General features: G+C 68.0%; 22 protein-coding genes. 12 read left to right on the forward strand and 10 right to left on the reverse strand.

The genetic code is table 11. The features are described from left to right. Window positions 1-51: 51 nt before the first annotated feature. Window positions 52-1620: a phospholipase D family protein gene (locus QLQ15_RS10300; protein WP_283212701.1), complete on the forward strand. Its 1569-nt coding sequence runs from the start codon at window positions 52-54 to the stop codon at window positions 1618-1620. Window positions 1621-1626: 6 nt separating this feature from the next. Here QLQ15_RS10300 and QLQ15_RS10305 read toward each other — a convergent pair whose 3' ends face one another. After that, window positions 1627-2133, reverse strand: coding sequence for a phosphoglycerate mutase family protein (locus QLQ15_RS10305; protein WP_283212702.1), 507 nt, complete (start codon window positions 2131-2133; stop codon window positions 1627-1629). Window positions 2134-2185: 52 nt separating this feature from the next. Further along, complete coding sequence (gene mfd, locus QLQ15_RS10310; protein ID WP_283212703.1) at window positions 2186-5653, reverse strand: transcription-repair coupling factor; 3468 nt, start codon at window positions 5651-5653, stop codon at window positions 2186-2188. Between the two features lie 194 nt (window positions 5654-5847). Between mfd and QLQ15_RS10315 the strand changes: the two genes are divergently transcribed. Then, the gene (locus QLQ15_RS10315; RefSeq protein ID WP_283212704.1) at window positions 5848-6315 is read left to right on the forward strand and encodes a MarR family winged helix-turn-helix transcriptional regulator; all 468 of its coding nucleotides are present in this window, start codon (window positions 5848-5850) and stop codon (window positions 6313-6315) included. Window positions 6316-6434: 119 nt separating this feature from the next. Further along, window positions 6435-6860 carry an organic hydroperoxide resistance protein gene (locus QLQ15_RS10320; RefSeq protein ID WP_283212705.1) on the forward strand — a complete coding sequence of 142 codons (426 nt, stop codon included), beginning with the start codon at window positions 6435-6437 and terminating at the stop codon, window positions 6858-6860. 50 nt (window positions 6861-6910) lie between these two features. Here QLQ15_RS10320 and QLQ15_RS10325 read toward each other — a convergent pair whose 3' ends face one another. From QLQ15_RS10325 to QLQ15_RS10335, 3 genes are all read right to left on the reverse strand, one after another. Next, on the reverse strand, window positions 6911-7183 hold the full coding sequence (locus tag QLQ15_RS10325; protein ID WP_283212706.1) for a DUF4242 domain-containing protein: 273 nt from the start codon (window positions 7181-7183) through the stop codon (window positions 6911-6913). Between the two features lie 17 nt (window positions 7184-7200). After that, on the reverse strand, window positions 7201-8250 hold the full coding sequence (locus QLQ15_RS10330; RefSeq protein WP_283212707.1) for a class I SAM-dependent methyltransferase: 1050 nt from the start codon (window positions 8248-8250) through the stop codon (window positions 7201-7203). Window positions 8251-8356: 106 nt separating this feature from the next. Beyond that, a complete protein-coding gene (locus QLQ15_RS10335; RefSeq protein ID WP_283212708.1) occupies window positions 8357-8908 on the reverse strand; it encodes a GNAT family N-acetyltransferase in 552 nt (183 codons plus the stop codon). Window positions 8909-8975: 67 nt separating this feature from the next. Here QLQ15_RS10335 and QLQ15_RS10340 point away from each other — a divergent pair, with 67 nt between their 5' ends. Together QLQ15_RS10340 and QLQ15_RS10345 are read left to right on the forward strand one after the other, a co-directional pair. Next, window positions 8976-9329: an MmcQ/YjbR family DNA-binding protein gene (locus QLQ15_RS10340; protein WP_283212709.1), complete on the forward strand. Its 354-nt coding sequence runs from the start codon at window positions 8976-8978 to the stop codon at window positions 9327-9329. Between the two features lie 114 nt (window positions 9330-9443). After that, window positions 9444-10358: a cation diffusion facilitator family transporter gene (locus QLQ15_RS10345; RefSeq protein WP_283212710.1), complete on the forward strand. Its 915-nt coding sequence runs from the start codon at window positions 9444-9446 to the stop codon at window positions 10356-10358. 200 nt (window positions 10359-10558) lie between these two features. On the opposite strand, the gene QLQ15_RS10350 is transcribed toward QLQ15_RS10345, so the two are convergent. Then, entirely contained in the window at window positions 10559-11419 is an 861-nt protein-coding gene (locus tag QLQ15_RS10350; RefSeq protein ID WP_283212711.1) for a 23S rRNA (adenine(2030)-N(6))-methyltransferase RlmJ, read from the reverse strand. 121 nt (window positions 11420-11540) lie between these two features. Between QLQ15_RS10350 and creB the strand changes: the two genes are divergently transcribed. From creB to QLQ15_RS10375, 5 genes are all read left to right on the forward strand, one after another. After that, window positions 11541-12215 carry a two-component system response regulator CreB gene (gene creB / locus QLQ15_RS10355; protein ID WP_283212712.1) on the forward strand — a complete coding sequence of 225 codons (675 nt, stop codon included), beginning with the start codon at window positions 11541-11543 and terminating at the stop codon, window positions 12213-12215. A 10-nt stretch (window positions 12216-12225) separates the two neighbouring features. Next, entirely contained in the window at window positions 12226-13653 is a 1428-nt protein-coding gene (gene creC / locus QLQ15_RS10360) for a two-component system sensor histidine kinase CreC (RefSeq protein ID WP_283212713.1), read from the forward strand. Between the two features lie 165 nt (window positions 13654-13818). Further along, window positions 13819-15165: a cell envelope integrity protein CreD gene (gene creD, locus QLQ15_RS10365; RefSeq protein WP_283212714.1), complete on the forward strand. Its 1347-nt coding sequence runs from the start codon at window positions 13819-13821 to the stop codon at window positions 15163-15165. A 96-nt stretch (window positions 15166-15261) separates the two neighbouring features. Continuing rightward, the gene (locus tag QLQ15_RS10370; RefSeq protein ID WP_283212715.1) at window positions 15262-15891 is read left to right on the forward strand and encodes a GNAT family N-acetyltransferase; all 630 of its coding nucleotides are present in this window, start codon (window positions 15262-15264) and stop codon (window positions 15889-15891) included. Between the two features lie 32 nt (window positions 15892-15923). After that, a complete protein-coding gene (locus tag QLQ15_RS10375) occupies window positions 15924-16808 on the forward strand; it encodes a carbon-nitrogen hydrolase family protein (RefSeq protein ID WP_283213992.1) in 885 nt (294 codons plus the stop codon). Window positions 16809-17800: 992 nt separating this feature from the next. Here QLQ15_RS10375 and QLQ15_RS10380 read toward each other — a convergent pair. Then, window positions 17801-18349 carry a phosphatase PAP2 family protein gene (locus QLQ15_RS10380; protein WP_283212716.1) on the reverse strand — a complete coding sequence of 183 codons (549 nt, stop codon included), beginning with the start codon at window positions 18347-18349 and terminating at the stop codon, window positions 17801-17803. Next, window positions 18346-19518, reverse strand: coding sequence for a glycosyltransferase family 4 protein (locus QLQ15_RS10385; protein ID WP_283212717.1), 1173 nt, complete (start codon window positions 19516-19518; stop codon window positions 18346-18348). Before QLQ15_RS10385 ends, QLQ15_RS10380 begins: the two co-directional genes overlap by 4 nt. Window positions 19519-19731: 213 nt before the next feature. On the opposite strand from QLQ15_RS10385, the gene QLQ15_RS10390 reads away from it, so the two are divergent. Further along, window positions 19732-21276 (forward strand): OpgD/OpgG family glucan biosynthesis protein, encoded by a 1545-nt coding sequence (locus QLQ15_RS10390; RefSeq protein ID WP_283212718.1) that lies wholly within the window; start codon window positions 19732-19734, stop codon window positions 21274-21276. A gap of 11 nt (window positions 21277-21287) precedes the next feature. Continuing rightward, on the forward strand, window positions 21288-23186 hold the full coding sequence (gene mdoH / locus QLQ15_RS10395; protein WP_283212719.1) for a glucans biosynthesis glucosyltransferase MdoH: 1899 nt from the start codon (window positions 21288-21290) through the stop codon (window positions 23184-23186). A gap of 42 nt (window positions 23187-23228) precedes the next feature. Here mdoH and QLQ15_RS10400 read toward each other — a convergent pair whose 3' ends face one another. Further along, on the reverse strand, window positions 23229-24083 hold the full coding sequence (locus tag QLQ15_RS10400; RefSeq protein ID WP_283212720.1) for a phytanoyl-CoA dioxygenase family protein: 855 nt from the start codon (window positions 24081-24083) through the stop codon (window positions 23229-23231). An 88-nt stretch (window positions 24084-24171) separates the two neighbouring features. Continuing rightward, window positions 24172-25701 (reverse strand): exopolyphosphatase, encoded by a 1530-nt coding sequence (gene ppx, locus QLQ15_RS10405; RefSeq protein WP_283212721.1) that lies wholly within the window; start codon window positions 25699-25701, stop codon window positions 24172-24174. Window positions 25702-25746: the final 45 nt, after the last annotated feature.

Genomic DNA, 25746 nt, shown 5'->3' on the forward strand with positions numbered 1-25746 from the left:
TCGTCGCACGGCGGTGGCTAGAATCGCCGCACCGTCACACGCCGGAGCGTCATGACCAGGAAGCTGCGCTGGGTGGCCGCCGCCGTATTGCTGCTGGTGGTGGCGTCGCTGCTCTCGGTCTACAGCTACGGCCGCTTCGCCGAAAACGCGCGTGGCGCGCCTTCGCAGGCCCTCGTCGCCGATCGCGTGGAGACCGCGATCGACCACGCGATCGTGCCGCTGGAACAGGCGCATCCCGGGCAGGCGGGCCTGTCCCTGTTCGCCGACAACCTGGATGCCTTCGCCATACGTGCAGTGACCGCGCGCGCCGCGGGTCGCAGCCTCGACGTCCAGTACTACATCTGGAAGGCGGACCTCACCGGCAACCTCATCGTCAACGAACTGCTCCGCGCTGCCGACCGCGGCGTGCGCGTGCGATTGCTGCTCGACGACCTCAACGCGCATGCGAAGGATTCGGTGCTGTCCGCACTCGACCGGCATCCCAACGCCGAAGTGCGCATGTTCAACCCTTCGCGCGGCCGGAAATCCAGTTTCACGCGTGGCGTGGAGTTGCTGCTGCGCGGCCTCAGCCTCAACCGGCGCATGCACAACAAGGCGTGGATCGTGGATGGTCGCGTGGCGGTGGTGGGCGGTCGCAACATCGGTGATGAGTATTTCGGCGCGGCCGAGGCGGCCAACTTCCTCGATGCCGACCTCGCGGTCGTGGGGCCGCCCGTGGCCGAGACCTCACGCATCTTCGACGCGTTCTGGAACAGCGCGTCGGCCATTCCGCTCGGTGCGCTGGTGTCCAGCGACGAACTCTCGCTGGACCGGTTGCGTCGCGCCGGCGCGCTGCAGTACCGCTCGCGCGACGCGGTGCCGTACGCGGAGCGCCTGGCGAAATCACCCGACGTGAAGGCACTGCTCAAGGGCAGTCGCGCGCTGCACTGGACCTACGACGCGCACGTGTATTCCGACCCGCCGGAGAAGGCCGAAGGCGCACCGCGCAACAACTGGCTGATCGACGCCCTGCTGCCGCCGGCACTCGCGGCGCGGCACGAGTTGTTCGTCATCTCGCCGTATTTCGTTCCTGGCGATCAGGGCGTGGACCTGTTCCTTCGCATGCGGGCCAAGGGCGTGGACGTCGGTGTGCTGACCAACTCGCTGGCGGCCACCGACGTGGCCCTCGTGCACGGCGGTTACGCGCCGTATCGCGTCCCGCTGCTGCGCGGCGGCGTGGAGCTGTTCGAGCTGAAGACCCGCGGCCTGCGCACCGGCGGCGGCAGTGGCCTGCTGGGCTCCTCGTCGAGCGAGGCGAGCCTGCACACCAAGGCGTTCATGGTGGACGGCGAGCAGGGCTTCGTCGGTTCCTTCAACCTCGATCCACGCTCGATCAACCTCAACACCGAGATGGGCATCCTGTTCAACGATCGCCAGCTCACCAGCGAACTGCGCCGGCTGTACGAATGGAAGATCGGTCGCGAGAGCAGCTACCGCCTGTGGTTGCAGGACGACGAACTTCGCTGGGACGACGCCTCGGCAAAGCCGCCACGCGTGTGGACCCACGACCCCGACGCATCGTGGGCGCGTCGTGCGACGGCGAAGGTCGTCAGCTGGCTGCCGCTGGAATCGCAGCTGTGAGGCGCGTCAGTCCTGCCGGCCTTCGTCCAGCGTGGCATGGCCTTCCGCGTCGATGCGCACGGTGGTGAGGCGGTCGTACTCGGCTTCGCTCATCGGCGCGGCGGGACAGCCACACAGCGCCGTAGCGATGTCGGGAATGGTGTTGCTGTGGCCGACGACCAGCACGGTGCCGCGGGCGTGGTCGCGCCGCAGTTGCGCGGCCAGTTGCGGCGCAGGCAGTTTGGCGTCGTAGGTGATGACATCCAGCTTGTGCGCGTGCGCGGTGGGCGCGGCGGTCTGCTGCGTGCGCTGGAATCCGGTCGCATAGACCGCCGACAGCGGCGTGGAGGCCAACCGTCGCGACAACGCCTGCGCACGCTGCTCGCCGTCTGCGGTGAGAGGCGGGTCCTTCGAACCATCCGCAACCTTCTCCGCGTGCCGGACGAGGATGAACGTCGTGCGCGCCTCGTCCTTCGGCATGGACGCGCAACCCGCCAGCAGGGCCAGGGCAAGCAGGACCGGTGCGAACTTCATGGATGACCTCTGTACGGCAATGGGTGGCGATGGAGCGACACCATAGCCGACCTCACGCCGCCGGTTGAAGCGCCGTGAGGATGCCGCGCGCGGCCAGGACGCGCGCCGACGCGTCCGGCAGGTCCAGCGTCATGCGCAACTTGTCCGGGCCTTCCATCTTGTAGAGCTTCGGCTGGCCCTGGATGAGGCGGATGATCGTCATCGGATCGACGTTGGGTTTCTCGACGAAATGCACGCGGCCGCCCTTGTCGCCCAGGTCGAGCTTGCGGATGCCCAGTCGGGTCGCGCGCAACTTCAGCTCCGCGATGGCGAACAGGTGCTTGGCCGCGTCGGGCAGCAGGCCGAAACGGTCGATCATCTCCACCTGCAGTTCGCGCAGCTGTTCGGCGTCGCGGGCCCCGCTGATGCGCTTGTACAGCGTCAGGCGCGTGTGCACGTCGGGCAGGTAGTCATCGGGGATCAGCGAGGGCACGCGCAGCTCCACGTCCGCGCCGCGCACCTCGTGTGCGTCCACGTCCGGAAGCTTGCCCTGCCGGATGGACGCCACGGCGCGTTCCAGCAGTTCGGTGTACAGGCTGAAGCCGACCTCGGCCATCTGGCCGCTCTGCTCCTCGCCGAGCAGCTCGCCCGCGCCGCGGATCTCCAGATCGTGCGTGGCCAGCGTGAAGCCGGCGCCCAGTTCGTCCATCGCCGCGATCGCGTCCAGTCGCTTGCGCGCGTCGTCCGTCATCGCCTTGCGGTCGGGAGGCACGACGAGATAGGCATACGCGCGATGGTGCGAGCGGCCGACGCGGCCACGCAGCTGGTGCAGCTGCGCCAGGCCGAAGCGGTCGGCGCGGTGGATGATGATGGTGTTGGCGTTGGGAATGTCGATGCCCGATTCGATGATCGTGGTCGACAGCAGCACGTTGTAGCGCTGCTTGTGGAAGTCGAGCATCACGCGTTCGAGTTCGCGTTCCGGCATCTGTCCGTGCGCCACGCCGATGCGCGCCTCGGGCACCAGTTCTTCCAGCTGGCGTTGCATGCGGACGATGCTTTCCACGTCGTTGTGCAGGAAGTACACCTGGCCGCCGCGCGAGAGTTCGCGCTGGAAGGCTTCGCGCAGCTGCATGTCGTCCCAGGGCACGACGAAGGTCTGCACGGCCAGGCGGTGCGCGGGCGGGGTGGCGATGATCGACAGGTCGCGCAGGCCGGCCATCGCCATGTTCAGCGTGCGCGGGATCGGCGTGGCGGTGAGCGTGAGCAGGTGCACGTTGGCGCGCAGCGCCTTCAATGCTTCCTTCTGGCGCACGCCGAAGCGCTGCTCCTCGTCGACGATGACCGCGCCCAGATCCTTGAAGCGCACGTCCGGCTGCAGCAGGCGGTGCGTGCCCACGATCACGTCGATCTTGCCTTCGGACACCCTCGCCAGTTCGGTCTCGATCTCCTTCTTGGTCTTGAAGCGCGACAGCACTTCGACCTTGATCGGCCAATCGGCGAAACGGTCGCGGAAATTGCGGTAATGCTGTTCGGCCAGCAGCGTGGTCGGCACCAGCACGGCCACCTGCTTGCCGGACATGGCGCTGACGAACGCCGCACGCACGGCGACTTCCGTCTTGCCGAAGCCCACGTCGCCGCACACCACGCGGTCCATAGGCTGGCTGGACGCCAGGTCGCGGATCACCGCTTCGATCGCCGAGTGCTGGTCCGGCGTTTCCTCGAACGGGAAGGCGGCGGCGAACGGCTCGTACGCGGCGCGGTCGACGTCGATGGCCAGGCCCGCGCGTGCGCGACGCTTGGCCTGGATCTCAAGAAGTTCGGCGGCGACGTCGCGAACCTTCTCCTGCGCCTTGCGCTTGGCCTTGGCCCATTGCTCGCCGCCCAGCGAATGCAGCGGCGCGGTTTCGTCCGACGCACCGGAATAGCGGTTGATCAGGTGCAGCTGCGCGACCGGGACGTACAGACGGTCGCCCTTCGCGTATTCGATTTCCAGGTACTCGGCCGGCATGCCGCCGGCATCCAGCGTGACCAGGCCGCGGTACCGGCCCACGCCGTGGTCTTCGTGGACGATGGGTGCGCCTTCGCTCAGCTCGCCCAGGTCCTTGATGATGGCCTCGGGCTCGCGCCCGACGCGGCGTCGGCGGCGCGGCTGGCCGGCGCGTTCCGGGAACAGCTGGCGTTCGGTGAGCACCGCCAGTGCGGGCTCGGTGATGGCGAAGCCGTCTTCCAGCGGTGCGACCGCGATGGCGAAGCGTTCGTCACCCGAGGCGAATGTGTTCCAGTCCGGCAGCACGCGAGGTGCGAGCGTGGCGGCCTGCAGCAGTTCCAGCAGCGCTTCGCGACGGCCGGGCGAATCGGCGGCGATCAGCACGCGGCCGGGATAGCTGGACAGGAACGAACGCAATGCATCGGCCGGTGCGTGATCGCGTGCAGCCAGCGGCAGCGAAGGCGCAGGCTGGTCGCCCAGTGCGGCAGCGCGCTCGCGTTGCGCATGGCCTTCGCCGCACACCTCGATGCGCTCGCCTTCGTTGAGGCGCGCACGCAGGGTATCGGGCGACAGGTACAGCGCGTCCGGCGGAAGCAGCGGGCGTTCGAGGTCGTGGCGGCGCTGCTCGTAACGCTCGCCGGTGTGCGTCCAGAACTGTTCGGCCGCTTCCATCGCGCCGTCTGCGATGACCGGCAGCGTGTCCTTCGCGAGGTAGTCGAACAGGGTCGAGGTGCTGTCGAAGAACAGCGGCAGGTAGTACTCGATGCCCGGCGCGGCCAGCCCGGCCTTCAGGTCCTGGTAGAGCGCGCTGCGGCGCGTGTCCAGGTCGAAACGTTCACGCAGTGCGTCGAGCGCGCGCTTGAGCGCGGCATCGTCCAGCGGTACTTCGCGGCCTGGCAGCAGGTGGACTGCGTCGATCTTGTCCAGCGATCGCTGCGATTCCGGATCGAACGCGCGGATGGTCTCGATCTCGTCGTCGAGCAGTTCCACACGGAACGGCTGGTCGGCGCCCATCGGGTAGACATCGAGCAGGCCGCCGCGCACGGCGAAGTCGCCCGGGTCCAGGACCTGCGGCACGTGTCGGTAACCGGCGGACTCGAGTCGGCGCTTCTCGGCGTCCAGGTCCAGGCGCTGGCCGACCTTCACGTCGAAACTGCCGCCGACCACGTGCTTGAGCGGCGCCAGGCGCTGCAGCAGCGTCTGCACGGGAACGATCACGATGCCGCGCTTCAGCGTGGGCAGGCGGTGCAGCGCGGCCAGGCGCTGGCTGACGATGTCGGGGTGCGGGCTGAAGACGTCGTAGGGCAGCGTTTCCCAGTCCGGAAACGTCACGACGGGCAGGTCGTCGCGACCGCCCAGCAACGTGTGCAGGTCGGATTCGAGCTGATGCGCACCGTGGTTGTCGCGGGCCACGACCAGCAGCGGTGCCTTGTTCGCATCGGCGGCGCTGGCGATGTGGAACGCCAGCGCGGAGGCGGAAGCGGGGGCGCGCCACCAGGCGCGTTGTTGTCCGGCGCGGGGCAGGGGAGGCGTCGGAGCGGGAGACTTCGGCATTCGGCAGGGATCCGGTGACTCTGGGCCGCGGGCGGCGATCAAAACGAAGGCAGCGCCGGAGGCCGTCGCCCCCCGCGCAAGAGGGCTGCATTTTACGCGAGGGCGATGAATGGGCGGTCGCGGCCCGCAACGTTCCGTGGCTGGCGATAATGATCGCTTGCAATTAGATAGCGCGCTATGTAAATTTCCGACCCATGAAGACCGCGACCGCCAAGGCGACCAAGGGCCGGAACCTGCAGAAGCTCGACGAGCAGCTGTGTTTCGCGCTGTATTCGACCGGGCTGGCGCTCAACAAGGTGTACCGCCGCCTGCTGACCCCGCTGGGGCTGACCTATCCGCAGTACCTGGCGATGCTGGTGCTATGGGAGCGCGACGGCCTGTCGGTGTCGGAGATCGGCGAGCGCCTGTACCTGGATTCGGCAACGCTCACGCCGCTGCTGAAGCGGATGGAGTCCTCGGGGCTGATCACGCGCACGCGCGCCAGCCATGACGAGCGCCAGGTGGTCATCGAGCTCACCCGCGAGGGTCGCGAGCTGAAGACGAAGGCGCGTTCGATTCCGGCCGACCTGTTCTGCGCGTCGGAATGCTCACCGGAAGATCTCGTGGCGCTGAAGCAGCAGCTGGAGTCGCTGCGCGGCGGACTGATGAAGAACGCCGGATGAAAACGATGTCGATGTCCTGTTTCCCTCATAAGTAGCGCGCTATTCAATAGCTGGCTATGTATAGGCCGCAAGGCCATCACCGCTGTTCCTACCGCTGTCCCCCACCAAGGAGTCATCCCATGTCGCTCGACCAGGTTCTCTATACCGCCCATGCCACCGCCACCGGCGGCCGCGACGGCCGCGCCGTTTCCTCCGACAACGCGCTGGACGTCAAGCTCACCACGCCGCGCGAACTCGGCGGCGCCGGCGGCGAAGGCACCAATCCGGAACAGTTGTTCGCGGCGGGCTACTCGGCCTGCTTCATCGGCGCGCTGAAGTTCGTCGCCGGCAAGGAGAAGATCGCGCTACCCGCCGACACGCGCATCGATGGCAGCGTCGGCATCGGCCCGCTGCCGACCGGTTTCGGCATCCAGGCCGAGTTGAAGATCACGATCCCGGGCATGGCGCGCGAACAGGCCGAGGCGCTGGTGCAGAAGGCGCACCAGGTGTGCCCGTACTCGAACGCCACCCGCGGCAACATCGACGTCACGCTGACCGTCGTCTGAGCAAGACGCGCGGCGCGGGCATCGCTGCCCGCGCCACGCTTGCCCCCTCGCTACTCGGCGGTGACCGGGTCGATGACCGCGGTCACCTCGGAGATCCGGTTGGCGGGAAAGCCTCCACGCTGCGCGTGTTCGAGGATCATCGCTTCGTTGGGCGCGATGTAGACGCAGTAGATCTTGTCGCTGGTGACGTAGCTGTGCTCCCACTGGATCTGCGGCCCCAGGTCTCCCAGCACGTTGCAGGATTTCTGCGAAACCGCGCGCAGTTCGTCGACCGACAGCCGGCCCGCGCCTGGCAGTTCGCGTTCGATCACATACCGGGGCATGGCGACGCTCCTGCGGCTCACGGCCGCGCTTCGAACACCAGGTTGAACGGCGTCTGCGTGGCACGACGGAAGCGGGTGAAACCGGCCTCCTGCATCACCGCGCGCAAGCGCGCCTCGCCGGCCTGCGCGCCCAGCGCCGGTCCGTTGCGTGCCAGCGACACCGGCACGCAGATCTGCGACGAGGCGCCGTAGTACACGCGTCCGACCGGATTGAGGTTGTCCTCCACGCGATCGCCCGCGAAGGGCTCGACCAGCATGCAGATGCCGTCCGCCTTGAGCGCCTGCAGTGCATGCCGCGCCGCGCCCACGGGATCGCCCATGTCGTGCAGGCAGTCGAAGAAGCAGATCAGGTCGAAGTGGTTGCCCGTGTAGCCCGTGGCGTCGGCCGCCTCGAAGTACGCGTTGTCCACGCCGGCCTGGCGCGCGCGCTCGCGTGCGACGTCGATGGAAGGGGCGTGGTAGTCGTAGCCGATGAAGGTGGATTTCGGAAATGCCTGCGCCATCAGCGTGGTGCTGGCGCCGTGGCCGCAGCCCACGTCCGCCACCTTGCCGCCGGCGCGCAGCTTCTCCAGCGTGCCGTCCAGCGCAGGCAGCCATTCGGTGATCAGGTGCGCGTTGTAGCCGGCGCGGAAGAAACGCTCGGTGCCATGGAACAGGCAGGCGTGGTGTTCTCCCCATTCCATGCCCTTGCCGGTACGGAAGTTTTCCTTGGTGCGCTCCAGGGAGTGGAACGTGGCCTCGACGATGGAATAGGCGCCGGGCAGATCGACCGGACCACCGGGATCGGCCAGGCAGAGCGCCTGTTCGGCACTCAGCGAATAGGTGTCGCTGGCCGGGTCGTAATCGACATAGCCGCCGGCCGCCTGGTTGCCCAGCCATTCGCGCACGTAGCGTTCGTGGGTGCCGGTTGCGCGGGCGAGGCCCGCGGCGTTCATCGGCTGCTTCGCCAGGGCCCGGTACAGGCCCAGCTGGTCGCCCACCAGCATGAGGGTGGCGCTGATCGCCGCGCCGAGATCGCCCACGGCATGGCCGAGGAACTGGTTGAGGCGCTCTTCGTTGATGCTCATGGTCGCGTTCCGGAAGGTGTCGTCCTTCCGTGGACGCGCGGCGCAGCCTGCCGCAGGCCCCCCGAGACACCCCCAGTCAACGCGGCCCCCTGCAAGGGGCGGCCAGTTACGGTTTGCCGTTCTTCAGGTTCAGCGACACGCGGATCAGGCCGGGCGCGTCCTGCTGGTATTCGCGCTCGAACCCCAGCGACTGGGCCAGGGCCAGCATCGACTGGTTGTGTTCGAACACGTCGCCGTAGACGCGATCGAGCTTCTTGCCGCGCGCCCATTTCACCAGGCGGGTCATGAGGTAGCGGCCCAGCCCCATGCCGGCGACGTAGTGGCTGACCAGGATGGCGAATTCGGCATCGCGGCCGGCATCGTCGACGGCGATGCGCGCCACCGCACCGACCAGGGCCTCGCCGGGCGGGTAGGGTTCTGCCGCGACCAGCGCGAATTCATTCTTGGGGTTCACCCGGGTCAGGCGGTCGGCCATGTCGGGGGTGAGTTCCTTCAGCGCGTACAGGAAGCGCTGGCGGACCTCTTCGGGCTGCAGCAGCGTGAAGCTGGCACGGATCGGCTCGGCGTCCTCCGGCCGGATCGGGCGTATCAACACCTCGCGCCCATTGGGAAGACGCATGCGTTCATGCCAAGGCGGGAGTCGTTCGCGCGCGGCCATGGCTGGATATTGGCACACTTCCCCTCTAGGGCGTATTCACAATCTTCACGGTGCAGGGGCGGGTCCGATGGACGGAAAAAAGCTGGGAGAGTGGGTCGGTGGCTGGCCGGGCGTGGCCTCGTCGATGAAGTGGGAGGATGACCTGGTCTTCACGGTCGCCGACAAGATGTTCTGCGTGATCTGCGTGCAAGGCCCGAAGGCCGGCAGCCTGAGTTTCAAGGTCGAGGACGAGCGCTTCCTGGAGCTGACCGGGCGCCCCGGTTTCCAGCCCGCGCCCTACCTGGCGCGCGCGCACTGGGTGTACCTGGAGCATCCCGGGAAGGCGTTGTCGGCGGCGGAGCTGCGGACACTGCTGCGCCGCAGTTATGAACTCGTGCGCGAGCGCCTGCCGAAGAAGACGCAGCGCGAGCTGGCGGACTGACCGCAGACGCTCATCGCGCGCGATGGACACGCCGGGCGCGATGCTAGACTCGCGCCGCTTCAGAGCGCGCCGCTCAGATCCGGCGTGTGTCACCAACTTTTAAGGACGAACGGCATGGCAGGTGGTGGTGATTCGACCCGCGCGATCTTCTTCGCGCTGGGCGCCAATTTCGCGATCGCGGTGGCCAAGGGCGTGGCAGCCTTCGTCACGGGGTCCAGCGCGATGCTGGCCGAGACGGTCCATTCGCTGGCCGACTGCGGCAACCAGCTGCTGTTGTTGCTGGGCATGCGCCAGGCCAAGCAGCCGGCCTCGCCCGATTACCCCCTGGGCTACGGCAAGGCGATCTATTTCTGGTCGTTCCTGGTCGCGGTGATGCTGTTCACCGTGGGCGGCATGTTCTCGCTGTACGAAGGCATCCACAAACTGCAGCACCCCGAACCGGTGCTGCACTGGTACTGGGCGGCGGCCGTGCTGGTGTTCGGCATCTGCGCCGAGGCCGTGTCGATGCGTGCCTGCCTGCAGGAGGTCAACAAGGCGCGTGGCGACCGTTCGCTGTGGCAGTGGTTCCGCCAGAGCCGCCAGGCCGAACTGGTGGTGATCTTCGGCGAGGACCTGGCCGCGTTGCTGGGTCTGGTGTTCGCGTTGATCGCCGTGGGCGCGACCGTCGCCACCGGCAACCCGCTGTGGGATGCGCTGGGCACCATCGCCATCGGCGCGCTGCTGATCGTGGTCGCCGTGTTCGTGGCGATCGAGGTCAAGGCGATGCTGATCGGCCAGAGCGTCGATCCGGCCCGCCAGCAGCAGATGCGCGAGTTCCTCGAAGGTCGCCCGGAGATCGCCCGCGTCATCAGCCTGATCACGCTGCAGCTGGGCAACGAAGTGCTGGTGTCGGTGCAGGCGCAGATGCGCGAGGAGCACGGCGTGCACGGGCTGCTCGACCAGATCAACACGGTCGAACGCGCGCTGAAGCAGAGCTTCCCGGAAGTGCGCTGGAGCTTCTTCGAGCCGGATCGCAAGCTGCCGGCGTGACCCCTCTCCCGACCCCGCAAGGGGGAGAGGTGAGTGCCGCGATTGTGTAAGCAGGGCTGATGTCTTTCCTTCTCCCCTCGTGGGAGAAGGTGCCCCGAAGGGGCGGAAGAGGGGGCGCTTTTCGCGTTGGCGCGCTACCCCCTCTCCCGAAGCGCTTTGCGCATCGACCTCTCCCGCAAGGGGAGAGGTGGGGCATCGCGTTACGCCGGCCGCACCAGCCAGTCCACGCGGCCTTCCGCACCGGCTTCCTCGGCCAACGCCTTCGCCAGCAGCGGCACGACGCCGGCCATGGTCTGGTCGATCTGCCACGGCGGGTTCAGCAGGAGCATGCCGCTGCCGTTCATGCGCAGCGGCGAATCGTCCGGTCGCACCTGCAGTTCGACCAGCAGCGAGGACTTGGCCGGCAGTGTCGCCGCGCGACGGTAGAACTGCTGCAGCGAACGGCGCAGCTTGATCGGGTACCACAGCGCGTAGGATCCCTGCGGCCAGCGTGCGAGCGCATCGCGCAACGCTGCCAGGGCGGTGTCGAATTCCTCCAGCTGCGCTTCGTACGGCGGGTCGATCAGGACCAGGCCGCGGTTGTAGCGGGTCTCGCCCAGGCGCGGCGGCAGCAGGGCCTTCATCGCGGCATAGCCATCGCGCTCGTGCACCGCCACTCGCGGGTCGCGCACGAACACGGTGCTCAGCTGGTTCGCTTCCTCCGGCTGCAGCTCGCAGGTGGCGATGCGGTCCTGCTCGCGCAACGCGTGCGCGAGCAGCCACGGCGAACCGGGGTAGCTGGCCGAGCCATGCTCCTGCCGGCAGGCGCGCACGGCCGACAGGTAGCGCGCGATGGCCGGGTGCTTGGGCGCCTCGGCGATCAACCGGCCGATGCCGCCCTCCGCCTCGCCCGTGCGCTGGGCGGAATTGCTGTCCAGTGCGTACAGGCCCCGTCCGGCGTGCGTGTCCAGCGCGAACGCTGCCGCCGGCTTGGCGGTCAGGGCATCGCACAGGGCCAGCACGGTGATGTGCTTGAGGACATCGGCGTGGTTGCCGGCGTGGAAGGCGTGGCGGTAATTCATCGGAAGGCAGGGCCGGGGGCTTGGGCGGGGGCCGCGACAGGATACGTCCTTGTGTAGTTCGGCGATCCCGGCAACATGCACATACCACGCCCACCCACCCCAGCCCCGGGTCCCCGCGACGATGCTCCTGCTCCTGGTCGAAGACGAAACCGCGATCGCGCAGATCGTCCTGCACGCGCTGCGGGCCGAAGGGTTCGAGGCGGTGCACTGCCTGACCGGTGGGGAGGCGCTGGACATGGCACGCACGCGGACGTTCGACCTGGCCATCCTCGATGTCGGCCTGCCCGACATCGGCGGCTTCGCCCTGTGCCGCGAGCTGCGCCGCGCCGGCGACCTGCCGGTGATCTTCCTCACCGCGCAGAACGCGGAGGCAGACCGCATCCTGGGCCTGGAGATCGGCGCCGACGACTACGTGACCAAACCCTTCTCGCCGCGCGAACTGGTCGCGCGCGTGCGCGTGGTGCTGCGGCGCATGCATCCGCCCTTGGCGCCGGCCGCGAGCGGGTTGGCCTTCGTCCATGACGCGCAGGGCCGGCGCATCCGGTTCCGCGGCCATGCGCTGGACCTCACCCGCTACGAATACGGATTGCTGGCCGCGCTGTTGCAGCGGCCGGGCGCCGTGCTGTCGCGCGCGCAGCTGATGGACCGCGTCTGGGGCGATGCGCTGGAGAGCGGCGACCGCACCGTCGATACGCACATCAAGACGCTGCGCGCCAAGCTGCGCGACGTCGCGCCCGACGTCGACCCGATCCGCACGCACCGCGGGTTGGGTTACTCGCTGGACACGGACGCGTGAGGGCGCGGCAATGAAAATAGGCCTGCGCGTTTTCCTGGGGTACTTCGTCATCGTCGCGCTGGCGGGACTGCTGCTGGCGCAGGTGTTCGTCGCGCAGGTGAAGCCCGGCGTTCGCCAGGCGATGGAGGACACGCTGGTCGACACCGCCAACGTGCTGGCGGAACTGGCCACCGACGACCTGCTGGCCGGACGCATCGCCGACGGCGATTTCGCCCACCGCGTGCGCGCGATGGCGCAGCGCGACTACGGCGCGCGCATCTGGGGCTTCGGCAAGCGCAGCTCGCAGTACCGCATCTACGTCACCGACGCGCACGGCATCGTGGTGTTCGACAGCGAAGGCCGCGACGTCGGGCGCGACTATTCGCGCTGGAACGACGTCTACCGGACCCTGCGCGGTCAGTATGGCGCGCGCTCCACGCGCAGCGATCCGGCCGATCCGGACTCCACCGTGATGCATGTCGCCGCGCCCATCCGCGATCCGCAGGGACGTATCGCCGGCGTGCTCACCGTGGCCAAGCCCAACCGGACGATCGCGCCGTTCATCGAGCGCAGCCAGCGCGTGGTGCAGCGCTGGGGCGCGGTGCTGCTGGGCGTTTCGTTGCTGATCGGGCTGGTGGCGGCGTGGTGGTTGTCGCACCAGCTGGGCCTGCTTCGTCGTTACGCGCACGCCGTCACCGCGGGCGAACGCACCGCGTTGCCGCACACGGCGGGTGAATTCGGCGAGCTGGGGCGCGCGCTGGAAACCATGCGCACGCGCCTGGAAGGAAAGCAGTACGTCGAGCACTACGTCCACACGCTCACGCACGAGATGAAGAGCCCGCTGGCGGCCATCCGCGGCAGCGCCGAGCTGCTGGAAGGGCCGCTGGAAGAGGTCGACCGCCTCCGCTTCGCCGCCAGCATCCGCGCCCAGAGCGACCGGCTCGCGCAGATGATCGACAAGATGCTGGCGCTTGCGGCGGTGGAGCATCGCCAACGGCTGGACCATCCCGAACCGGTGCAGCTGGCGCAGCTGGTGGAGGAGGCGACCTCGCAATGCGCCACCCGCCTGGAACGCGCCGGCCTGTCACTGGACCTGGATGTATCGCCCGATCTGCCGCACGTGCACGGCGACCCGTTCCTGCTACGGCAGGCGCTGGTGAACCTGATCGAGAACGCCATCGACTTCGCGCCGCACGGCAGCCGGATCGGCGTGCGCCTGTTCCGCGATGGCGACCGCCAATGCGTGGAAGTGCTGGACAGTGGCCCGGGAATTCCCGATTACGCGGTCGGTCGCGTGTTCGAGCGTTTCTACTCGCTGCCGCGGCCGGGCAATGGCAGTCGCAGCAGCGGCCTGGGCCTGTGCTTCGTCGCGGAGGTGGCAACGCTGCACGGCGGCGGCGCGGCGCTGTGCAATCGCGACGAAGGGGGAGCGTTGGCGCGGTTGTCGCTACCGGAATAGCGGAGGCGTCGCTTTCACCTCTCCCCTTGCAGGAGAGGTCGACGCGCGAAGCGCTTCGGCAGAGGGAACGCGCAAGCGGCCGACTTCACGCTCGCTTCACCGAAACCCCATCGTCTCCCCACGCGTACCGCGGACCCTGTCGCCATTCCACGACAGGAGTTGCCCATGCTGCGCCTTGCATTGAAGGTCGCGTTCGTCTTTGTCATGACGCTCGCGATCCTGATCCCGCTATCGATGATCCGCGGCGTCATCCACGAGCGCCAGGAGTATCGCGCGCAGGCGGTCGCGGACATCGCGCGCAGCTACGCTGGTGCGCAGTCCTTCGCCGGGCCCGTGCTGGTCGTGCCATACACGCAGACCGAAGAGGTCGAAGATCCCACGCCCTACGACCCGCATCGCAAGGTGCAGCGCGCCAGGACGGACTACTGGACCTTCTTCCCCTCCATGCTCGACGTGCGCGGCCCGATGCGGCCCGACACGCGGCGGCGCGGGTTGCACGAAGTGCGCGTGTTCGAATGGCAGGGCAAGGCCAGGGCGCGTTTCGACGTGCGCATTCCCGTCGAGCCCGGCGCCATCGGTCTGCAGATCGGAAAACCGTGGCTGAGCTACGCCATCGCCGACGTGCGCGGCCTGCGCGCCACGCCGCGACTGCGCATCAACGGACGTGACGTCGCGCTGCAGGAAGGGATGGGTGCCCGCACCGGCCCCGGGTTGCACGTCCGCCTGGAGGCGCCGACGGCCGGGCAGGCCCTGACGCTCGATACCGAGCTCGACATGCGCCTGGGCGGCACCGAATCGCTCGCGCTGGTTCCGCTGGGCAAGACCAATCGTTTCGCGCTCGATTCCAGCTGGCGCCATCCCAGTTTCGGCGGCACCTCGCCGCGACAGGACATCGACGCGCGCGGCTTCCGGGCCGAGTGGGACATCGCCTCGGTCGCAAGTACCGCGCAGCGCCAGTGGCTGGAAGGCCGCTCGTTGCCCGCAATGGACAGCGGCGTGGCCAACATGAGCGGGTTGGACGCGGTGGGCGTTTCGCTGATCGACCCGGTGGACATCTACACCCAGGCCGACCGCGCCACCAAATACGGCCTGCTGTTCGTGCTGCTGACCTTCGTGGGTTTCTTCATCTTCGAGTTGATCAAGCAGTTGCCGATCCACCCCATCCAGTACGGACTGGTCGGACTGTCGCTGGCGATCTTCTTCCTGCTGCTGGTCAGCCTCAGCGAACACTTCGCCTTCGTGTACAGCTATCTGGCCGCCAGCGTCGCCTGCATCGGCCTGCTCGGGTTCTACCTGAGCGCGGTGCTGCGCAGCGTCGGCCGCGGCCTGGGATTCGCGGTGATGCTCGCCACCCTGTATGCGGCGCTGTATGGCCTGCTCGTGTCGGAGGACAACGCGCTGGTGCTCGGCGCGGGCCTGCTGTTCCTGGTGCTGGCCACGATCATGGTGGTGACGCGCAGGGTCGACTGGTACCAGCTGGCCGGTGCGCGCCCGGTGGCGCGTCTGGAGTGAGAGAAGCGCGGTCGCGGGCGGAAGCCCGCGGCCGCCTTCGTCGTGGCCGTCCACGCTCTCACCGTTAGCCAACCGGGGATCCCTAGAATGTACGTCATGGACGTGAAAGCACCCGAGACCACCCGCCCGCTCGACGTGCGTTGCTACAACGGTGCGGCGATCGAACCGTGGCTGGACGACCTGGCGCGGCTGCGCATCGCGGTGTTCCGCGACTGGCCGTACCTCTACGACGGCGACACCGATTACGAAGCCGAATACCTGCGCATCTACCTGCAGTCGCCGCGCAGCATCGCCGTGCTGGCCTTCGACGAGGGACGCGTGGTCGGCGCCTCGACGGGCCTGCCGCTGGTGGACGAATCCGAGGCGTTCCTCACGCCGTTCGCGGACACCTCCATTCCCCCGCAGGAAGTGTTCTATTGCGGCGAATCGGTGCTGTTGCCGCCGTACCGCGGACGCGGCATCGGCCATCGCTTCTTCGACGAGCGCGAGGCACACGCGCGCAGCTACGGCGATTACGCCTGGACCGCGTTCTGCGCGGTCAACCGCGAACCCAACCATCCGCGGCGCCCGGCTTTCCATCGCGGCAACGACGCCTTCTGGACCAAGCGCGGCTATCGCCAGCGCCCCGAACTGCAGGCGCGCCTTCCCTGGCGCGAAGTGGGGCAGCGCAACGAAGTCGAACACACCCTTACGTTCTGGTTGCGACCTTTGGAGCGCACCCGATGAAATCACTGCAGGACCTGGTGGCCGACGGCACCCTGAAGGTGGCGGTGGCCAAGTACACGATCGGCGCGCCGGAGGACTTCGACGCCTTCGCGCGCAAGCAGGCGCAATGGCTGGACGACGCACAGCGCCTGGGCGCGCACATGGCGGTGTTGCCGGAATATCTTTCGCTGGAACTGGCCGCGATCTTCGGCGACGACATCCGTACCGATCTGCACGCCTCCCTGGCCGCCACGCAGCGCTTCCACGGCGCGTGGCTGGAGCTGTTCTCGCGCCTCTCGCGCGAACGTGGCATGCACGTGGTGGCCGGAACGTTCCTGCTGGACACGGGGCGCGGCCGTTATCGCAATCGCAGCTACGTTTTCGCGCCCGACGGCACGCACGTATGGCAGGACAAGCTCCGCTTGACCGGATTCGAGAAGGGCACGCGCGTGATCGAATCGGGCGACGAGTTGAAGGTGTTCGAGACGGCCGGCGTACGCAGCGCGGTCGCGGTCTGCTACGACAGTGAATTCCCGCTGCCCGTGCGTGCGCAGTGCGAAGCGGGCGCCCGCCTGTTGATCGTGCCCAGCTGCACCGACACCGAAGCCGGCGCCACGCGCGTGCGCGTGGGCTGCCTGGCGCGCGCGCTGGAGAACCGCTGCTTCGTCGCCCAGTCGGTGACGGCGGGCGAAGCACCGTGGAGCCCCGCGCTGGACGTGAACACCGGCGAGGCCGCACTGATCGCGCCGATGGACGTCGGCCTGCCGCACGACGGGATGATCGTGGAGACCCGCGGCGAGCAGCGCTGGGTCGCGGCGACGCTGGATTTCGCGGCACTGGAAGCCAGTCGCGCGCATGCGCAGGTGGCCAATGATCGGGACTGGAGCAGTCAGTACTTTCCGAGTGTGGCGCGGGCGAAGGTGGTGAGGGTGGCGTAACCGGCAGTTGCAGTTGTTGCTTTCAGCCACAGCCACAGCCGCAGCCGCAGCCGCAGCCGCAGCCGTTTGCTGTTGCTGTAGCTGTAGCTGCTGCCGTTGTCCTTGCTGTTGCTCTTGCGACTTCGGAGCGAGCCGAGCACCGGAGCCCGGCAGGGGGCGAAGAGTCGCCCATGTTTGAGCGGAGCGCAGCGCAGCGAGTTTGGGCGACGTCCCCCTGTCGGGCGAGGAGCACAGGGGACCGCCGCGCAGCGGCGGATCGCGTAGGGAGCGGATGGTTTTGGTTACTTTTGTCGAAACAAAAGTAACCCGCTCGCTTGCGAGCGGAAGCTGTTGTTGTTGAGGTTGACGTTGCTCGAGCTCGTCATTCCCGCGAAGGCGGGAATCCAACCTTCAGTCATCGCACTCTTTTCGAAAGTCGTGATACGCCGGACACGTGGATAGTGCCGCCATACGGCGGCCCAGAAGACCCCGCCTTCGCGGGAATGACAGCAGCTGTTGCAGAGGCAACGGCACCAGCAGAAGCAAGAGCTTCCGCCCTAAAACGGGCGGGTTACTTTTGTCTTGGCAAAAGTAACCAAAACCGCCAGCTCCCTCCGCGATCCGCCGCTACGCGGCGGTTCCCTGTGCTCCTCGCCGCACGAGGGCACGCCGCCCAAACGGACTTCGCCACATCCATGTGGCGAACCTGCGCTATGCGCAGGCGCCTTCGGCGGTCCAAATCGTTCCAGACGATTTGTCGCGCCGCTACGCGGCACTCAAACATGGGCGGCTCTTCGGCCCTCGCACGGCTCCGGTGCTCGGCTCGCTCCGAAGTCGCAAGATCAACGGCAACGGCAACGGCAACGGCAACGGCAACGGCAACGGCAACCGCAACCGCAACCGCAACCGCAACCGCAACCGCAACCGCAACCGCAACCGCAACGTCCGGAGCAACCGCAAACCGCAATGTGGTGTGTTCGCCCAACTTCAACTTGCAGCTGCAGGTTGTCGGGCTAGAACAACGTCACCCCCGGCACCATCCACAACGACACGCCCGCCAGCGACATGCCGATCCCCGTCGCCGCCAGAACGTCGCTCGGATAATGCAGCCCCAGCACCACGCGCGAGGCCGCCACGCTGGCGGTGAACGGCACCAGCAACCAAGCCAGCATCGGGTAGTGCGCCATCGCCACCAGACTGAAGGCGACCGCGTGCAGCGTGTGGCCCGACGGGAACGAGAACTCGTCCAGCGGTGCCACCCACGCGTGGATGCGTCGGTCCAGGGCGAACGGGCGCGGGCGGCGTGTCCAACGCTTGAGCAGCTTGTACAGCGTCAGCGCGATCACGCCCGTGGCCGCCATGTGCGCCGAGGCGAACAGCCCGTCCATGCCGTCCAGCACGATCAACACGCCCATCAGCGTGTACCAGAACACGCCGTCGCCGAGTCGGCTGATCCATGCGAAGTACGAACGCGAGCGACCGCGCTCGGCCCAGCGGTTGGCGCGCAGGCACCAGCCCGAATCGCCGGCGATCAGTCGTTTGTGCAGGGTCTGACGGTTCATGACGCCTCCCGTTCCGCGGTGGACGGATCCATCGCCGCGCCGTCGGCCTGGCGCGAGCGTGCAAGCTGCTGCAGCAGTGCATCGAAATCGGTGGACACCTGTTCCGGATTCAGACCGATCACGGCCTGTCGCGTGGCCATGCGCATGGCGGTCCGGCTCAGGTCGTCGCCCGCGATCCGGGCGCAGGCGGCGATGAACGCCGCTTCGTCGCCGGGAGCGATGGCCGCGCCGTGCACGCCATCGCGCAGGTGCTCGCGCGCGGCGCCGTAATCGAACGCCACCGTCGGCACGCCGCTGGCCAGCGCCTCCAGGGTGACGTTGCCGAAGGTTTCGCTGAGGCTGGGGAAGACGAACAGATCGCCGCTGGCGAAATGTCGTGCAAGCGCTTCGCCGCGCTGCACGCCGCAGAAGACGAAGTCGGGGTTTTCCAGCTGCAGTTTCGCCCGTGCGGGGCCGTCGCCCACCCACACGAAGCGTGCGTCGGGACGGTTGGCCTGCAGTTCGCGGAACGCGCGCACCGACAGGTCCAGGTTCTTCTCGGCGGCGATGCGGCCGACGTAGATCGCCACGAAGGTGTGCTCGTCCGCACCCCATGCCGCACGCAGGGTGTCGTCGCGATGGCGCGGGTCGAACAGCGCCGTGTCGACCGCGCGCGGCAGGTGCACGACGTTGGCGAAGCGTTGCTGTTGCAGGAAGTCGGCCAGTTCGCGCGTGGGCACCAGGGTGGCCTGCGCGCTGTTGTGGAAGCGGCGCATCCAGCGCAGCGCGGTCTGCGCGAGGAACGCCGCGCCGTAGTCGCGCATGTATTCGTCGAAGCGCGTGTGGAAGCCGGTTGCGGCGGGGATGCCCAACCGCCGCGCCGCACGCAGCGCCGACCAGCCCAGCGGACCTTCGGTGGCGACGTAGATGGCGTCCGGTGGCGCCTCGCGCCACAGCGTCTGCAAGCGTGAGGTCGCCGGCAGTCCCAGACGCAGGCCGGGGTAGCGGGGCAGGGGTGCACCGCGCACCAGCACTTCGTGGTCGGCGCCGTTTCCATCGGCGACCTGACGGGGGCGCACGACCTGGACCTCGTGTCCCCTGGCGCGCAATCCCTGTTCCAGCCCCTGCACGGTGAGGGCGACGCCGTTGATCTCCGGCGGGTAAGTCTCGCTGACGATCGCGTAACGCATGCGCGGCTCCCGGTTTGCGCAAGCGTGATGCGCGGCGGTGAACCGACGATGGCAATGCCATGACGTCCGCATGACGCACCCGGCCACGGTCGATGAAAACGGTTACCCGGGACGCACGTGGCGGAATCGCCTCGTCCGGTGCCTGCATCGCGGCCGCGTTAACGAATCAATCTCTAGAATGAATCGTTTGCCGTCTTGGCCGAAGGAGTTTGCGTGCATCGACGCGAAGTGTTGCTGGCAGGGCTGTCCTGGCCGTTGTGCTCCCTGCTGGGAGGCGAGGCCCGGGCCTGGGCGCCCGCGGGCGGTGTCGTCCCGTTCGATGCGCAGACCGTTCCGGCTCTGGCCAAGGCGTTGGCGGCCAAGCCCTATCAGGCGCAGAGCAAGCAGTTGCCGGCCTCGCTGGATCGGATCGGCTACGACCAGTACCGCGCCATCCGCTTCAATCCGGCGCAGGCGCTGTGGCGCGGCGACGACCTTCGCTTCCAGGCGCAGTTCTTCCATCGCGGATTCTTCTTCCGCGACCGCGTGGACATGCATCAGGTGGTCGATGGCAAGGCCACGCCCGTGGTCTATCGGCCCACGCAGTTCACCTTCGACGGCACGCCGGCCCCGAAGGAAAACGACCTGGGCTTCGCCGGCTTCCGCCTGCATTCGCCGCTCAACCGGCCGGACTATTTCGACGAGGTCGCGGTGTTCCTCGGCGCCAGCTACTTCCGCGCCGTGGCGAAGGGGCTGGCCTATGGCCTGTCCGCGCGCGGGCTGGCCCTGGGCTCGGGCAGCCCTAACGAGGAATTCCCGGTGTTCCGCGCGTTCTGGCTGGAGCGGCCGGCGCGCAATGCCGACCGCGTCGTGGTGCATGCGCTGATGGACAGCCCCAGCGTGGCCGGCGCGTTCCGTTTCGAGATCGCGCCGGGCGTGGAGACCGTGTTCGACGTCGCCTCCGTGCTGTATCCGCGCGTGGCCCTGGATCACGCCGGCATCGCGCCGCTGACCAGCATGTTCCAGTTCGATTCCAACGATCGCGTCGGCATCGACGACTACCGCACGGCGGTGCACGACTCCGACGGCCTGGGCCTGGTCAACGGTCGCGGCGAGCAGGTCTGGCGTCCGCTGCAGAATCCGTCGGTGATCCAGGAGAGCGCGTTCGAGGACACCAACCCGCGCGGTTTCGGTCTGATGCAACGCAAGCGCGCCTTCGCCGACTACGCCGACAGCGAGGCGCATTACGAGAAGCGCCCAAGTCTGTGGATCGAGCCCAAGGGCGAGTGGGGCGAGGGCGCCGTGCGCCTGGTCGAGTTGCCCACGAACGATGAGTTCCACGACAACATCGTCGCGTTCTGGCGCCCGAAGCAAGCGCTCGCCGCGGGCGGCGAATACCGCTTCGATTACCGCATGCACTGGACCACCGAGCACAGCTGGAAGCCGGAGCTGGCCACCGTCGCGCGCACGCGCATCGGCGGTATCGGCATCGCCGGTGGCGGCACCGGCGGGCGCGACGAGCGCGGCCGTCTGGTCGTGATCGATTTCGCCGGTGGTCGCCTGGACGCACTGGGCGATGGCGCGAAAGTCCGTGCCGACGTCACCGCGAGCAAGGGCAAGGTCAGCAACGTGATCGCGCATCCCAATCCCGGCGCGGGCGGCTGGCGCCTCACCTTCGAGCTGCAGCCGGGCAGTGAACGGAGCATCGAACTGCGGGCGGTGCTGGGTGACGACCGCGGGCCGCTGACCGAAACCTGGCTGTACCGGTGGACCCTGTGACGGGCGTGCGCGTGACGACGGACATCGAAGCCAAGGGTCCCTCCGTGCCTGCACCGTGGCTGCCGGCGGAAGTGCCACTGACGATGCCCGTGCAGACGCTGCGTGCGGGCGCGCTGCGCAATCGCGCACTGCCGACCACGCCGCGCGCGATGGCATGGCGACGCCTCATGGTCATCGGCGGCGCCGCGCTGCTGACGTTGATCGCCACCTACCAGATCTGGTGGGTGCTGCGTGGCGGCGGCACCGACCTGCTCGAAGGCATCCTGCTGGTGCTGTTCGTCGGGCTGTTCGCGTGGATCGCGCAGGCCTTCGTCAGCGCGTTCGCCGGTTTCCTGCTGATCATCGGCGGCCATCGAGCGCGCCTGGGCCTGGATTCGGACGGAGCACTACCAGTGCTTTCCGAGCGCACGGCGCTGCTGATGCCCACCTATAACGAGGACCCCGAACGCCTGCTGGCGGGACTGCAGGCGATCTACGAGTCCGTGCGCGACACCGGCCAGCTGTCGCAGTTCGATTTCTTCGTGCTCAGCGACACTACGCGGCCGGAGATCCAGGCCGACGAGGGCCGTGCGTTCCTCGCCCTGCGCGAACGGCTGGGCAGCGATGCCAACCTGTTCTACCGGCACCGCACCGACAACCGCGAACGCAAGGCCGGCAACGTCGCCGAATGGGTGCGCCGGTTTGGTGGCGCATACCCGCACATGCTGATCCTCGACGCGGACAGCCTGATGACCGGCGAGACCATCGTGCGCCTGGCGGGTGCGATGGAGCGCAACGCCGACGTCGCGCTGGTGCAGACGTTGCCGATGATCGTCAACGGCAACACTCTGTTCGCGCGCATGCAGCAGTTCGCCGGTCGCGTGTACGGGCCGGTGATCGCGCACGGCATCGCGTGGTGGCACGGCGCGGAAAGCAATTACTGGGGCCACAACGCGATCATCCGCACGCGCGCGTTCGCCGAGCAGGGCGGCCTGCCCGAGCTGCGTGGGATCAAGCCGTTCCGCGGCACGGTGCTCAGCCACGACTTCGTCGAAGCGGCGCTGCTGCGCCGTGGTGGCTGGGCGCTGCACATGGTGCCCAACCTGGGCGGCAGTTACGAAGAAGGCCCGCCGTCGCTCACCGACATGCTCGTCCGCGATCGCCGCTGGTGCCAGGGCAACCTGCAGCACAGCGCAGTGTTGCCGGCGCGTGGGCTGCACTGGGTCAGCCGCTGGCACCTGATGATGGGCATCGGCCACTACTTCACGTCGCCGATGTGGGCGATGTTGATGCTGGTCGGCCTGGCGATTCCGCTCTACAAGGCAGGCCTGGGCTGGGACACGCTGACGCTACCGGGCTTCTCGCCGTCCGCGTACTGGCGCGAGCAGGACCCGGAACGGTTCCTATGGGTGTTCTTCCTGACGATGTCCGTGCTGCTGGCACCGAAGTTCATGGGCTGGCTCACGCTGTTCTTCGATCGCGACACACGGCGCGGCTGCGGCGGCATGATCGGTTCGTTCGTGAGCATGGTGCTGGAAACGCTGCTGGCCGCGCTGATGGCGCCGATCACGATGTACGTGCAGTCGCGTGGCGTGGCCGAAGTGCTGGCCGGCAAGGATTCCGGCTGGGATGCCCAGCGTCGCGACGACGGCACGCTGCCACTGTCGAGCCTGGTGCGCAGCTACTGGGGCGTGACCCTGCTCGGAGCGATCGCGGGCGTCATGGCGTACCTGGTGTCGCCGTCGTTGGCGGCATGGATGGCGCCGGTGATCCTGGGCCTGCTGCTGTCGATGCCGATCGTGGCGTTCACCTCGGCGCGCGGTCCGGGTGCGTTCCTGCGCCGCTTGTGGATTTTCTCGATCCCGGAAGAGCACACGCCGCCGAAGGTGCTGGTGCGTGCGGCGCAGTTGCGGGCGAAGACGAAGGACTGAATTGCCGGTTGGCGCGCGGGCGCCGCATCCGGTCAGAGAGGCTCAGGGTTTCCTGAGCCACCAGGTGCGCACCGTGTACTCGTGTCCGAAGTCCACGTGCCGGAAGCGGGCGATGTCGCGCGATCCGCGACGGTAGTATCCCCAGCCGGCCTTCGTGCGTGCCTTCGAAGGTTCGAAGAAGACATCCTGGTGACCCACCGGTGTCCCCTTGGGTGTCACGTGCATCACCAGGCTCCGGCGACTGCGCTCGGAACGATGTGGCGCGCCGCCGTGGAACAACTGCGGGTGCCAGATGATCACGTCGCCCTTGGCGACGTGCACGGCAACGGCAGACAGACCCGCCTGGTCGCATTGCGCGCGCACGGCGGCCTGGTAGGCCGTCCAGCCTTCCGGACTCTGCGCCGCGATGGGGCCGTCGCCGAACACGGCACGACGCATCGCCGCGACGTCGATCGGCGCCAGCGCGTGGCTGCCCGCCACGACCTGGAGCGGACCGTTGTCGTCGTCCACGTCGTCGAGCGCGACCCAGACGCCGAGGTAACGCTCGGCGGGATTGGTCGCGAAGACCGGCGTATCGCGATGCAGGTCCTGCTCGGAGCCGCGCTCGTAGTAGAGGCTGGTGTACAGCGCGGTCGGTTCGCCGAAGAACCGGTCGCAGACATCGATCGCGCGGTTGTCGGTCAGCAGGCGGGTGAGCGCGTCGACCGCCAGATGCAGGTTGGCGACGCGGTACAGGCGGGCATGGTCGTCCATGTTCCGCTGGACCGCTTTGGGATTGCGATCCTTGAATCTGGAAACGTCACGGTTGACTTCGTCGCACAGGTGCGAAGGCACGGCGCCCCGCACGACGACGTAGCCTTGCTCCATGAGGGTCGAGTAGGCGTTCTGGACATCCATCTCCGTTGCTTCCCTGTATCCGCAGCCGCACGATTGTAGCTGGCGCTGCCGCCGGAAACGACGGAGGAGAAACTCGCACTGGAGGCGACTACACCGCTTCCAGTTTCAGCGTGATGCCCAGGTTGGCCATGTCGTCCGGCTCGCCTTCCAGATCGGCGCGCACCAGCGGACGCATGTCGAGCCAGCGGCGCGAGACCGTGAGCGTCAGCGTGTTGCCCTCGGCGCGTGCATCCAGTTGCGGGATCGGGTCGGCTTCGTGCGCGCGGTGCAGCAGCACTGCCAAACGCAGCAGCGCGGCCAGGCGGCGTGCGGCGGTGAGCAGGCGGTCGGGCAGGGCGTCGAAGGCCGCCTTCGGAATGCCGCGTCGGTGCGTACGCACCAGCGCCGCGAGGAACTGCTGCTGCTGGCGCGAGAAACCGGCGATGTCGGAGTGTTCCACCACGTAGGCACCGTGCACGTGGTACTGGCTGTGAGCGATCGCCAGGCCCAGCTCGTGCAGGCGTGCGGCGCGCTGCAGCATCAGGCTGTCGTCGGCGTCGAGCGCCCACGCCGGAGCGACCTGCTCGAACAGATGCAGTGCCGTGCCGACCACGCGCCGTGCCTGGCCGTCGTCGATGCCGTAACGCTGCATCAGCGCCGCCACCGAGGCATCGCGCGGATCGTCCGCGCCACCGCGACCGAGCATGTCGTACAACACGCCTTCGCGCATCGCCGCCTTGCTCACGGCCATGCGCTTGAGGCCCAGCGCATCGAACGCGGCCTCCAGGATCAACACTCCGCCGGCGATCACCGAGCGACGCTCGGCGGACAGGCTGGGCAGGTCGATGGCGTCGATACGGTCGGCCTGCAGCAGCCGGTCGCGCAGCACCGGGAGCGCTTCGGCGGTGACCGCGCCCTTGGTCAGGCGCATCGCGGCGCAGATCTCGCCGATGGCCTTGTTCGTGCCGGACGCACCCAGCGCCTCGTTCCAGCCCAGTGCGCGGTAGGTGCCGGCGAACTGCTGGAATTCGGCGGTGACCTCGGTCAGCGCATCCTTCCATTTCTTGCGCGAGAGCTTGCCGTTCTCGAAGAAGCGACGTGTGGTGGCCACGCAGCCCAGCTGCAGGCTTTCGCGCTCGATGGCCTCGAAGCCGGAGCCGATGATGCATTCGGTGGAGCCGCCGCCGATGTCGATCACCAGGCGCAGCTCGCCGGGCTTGGCGGGCTGCGCGTGGGCGACGCCAAGGTAGATCAGACGCGCCTCCTCGCGGCCGGCGACGACTTCGATCGCGTGCCCCAGCGCGGTTTCGGCAGGCATCAGGAACGCCTGCGGTACCGCCAGGCGACGCACCGTGTTGGTGGCGATGGCGCGCACGCGCTGCGGCGGAATGTCGCGGATGCGCTGGCCGAAACGCGCCAGGCATTCGAGTGCGCGCTGGCGCACTTCCGGGGTGAGCCCGCCTTTGCGGTCCAGGCCCTCGGCCATGCGGACGGTTTCGCGCAGGCGGTCGACGATGCGCAGCTGGCCCAGCACGTAACGCGCCACGACCATGTGGAAACTGTTGGACCCCAGGTCCACGGCGGCGAGCAGATCGCCGTCGACGAGCGGCAGTTTGCTGGTGGGGAAGGCGTCGCTCATGCGTACATGATCCCCGTTAAGGTGAGGCGCCGTCCATCCCGGGCC

The sequence above is a fragment of the Lysobacter stagni genome (assembly GCF_030053425.1).
Lineage (GTDB): Bacteria > Pseudomonadota > Gammaproteobacteria > Xanthomonadales > Xanthomonadaceae > Lysobacter_J > Lysobacter_J stagni.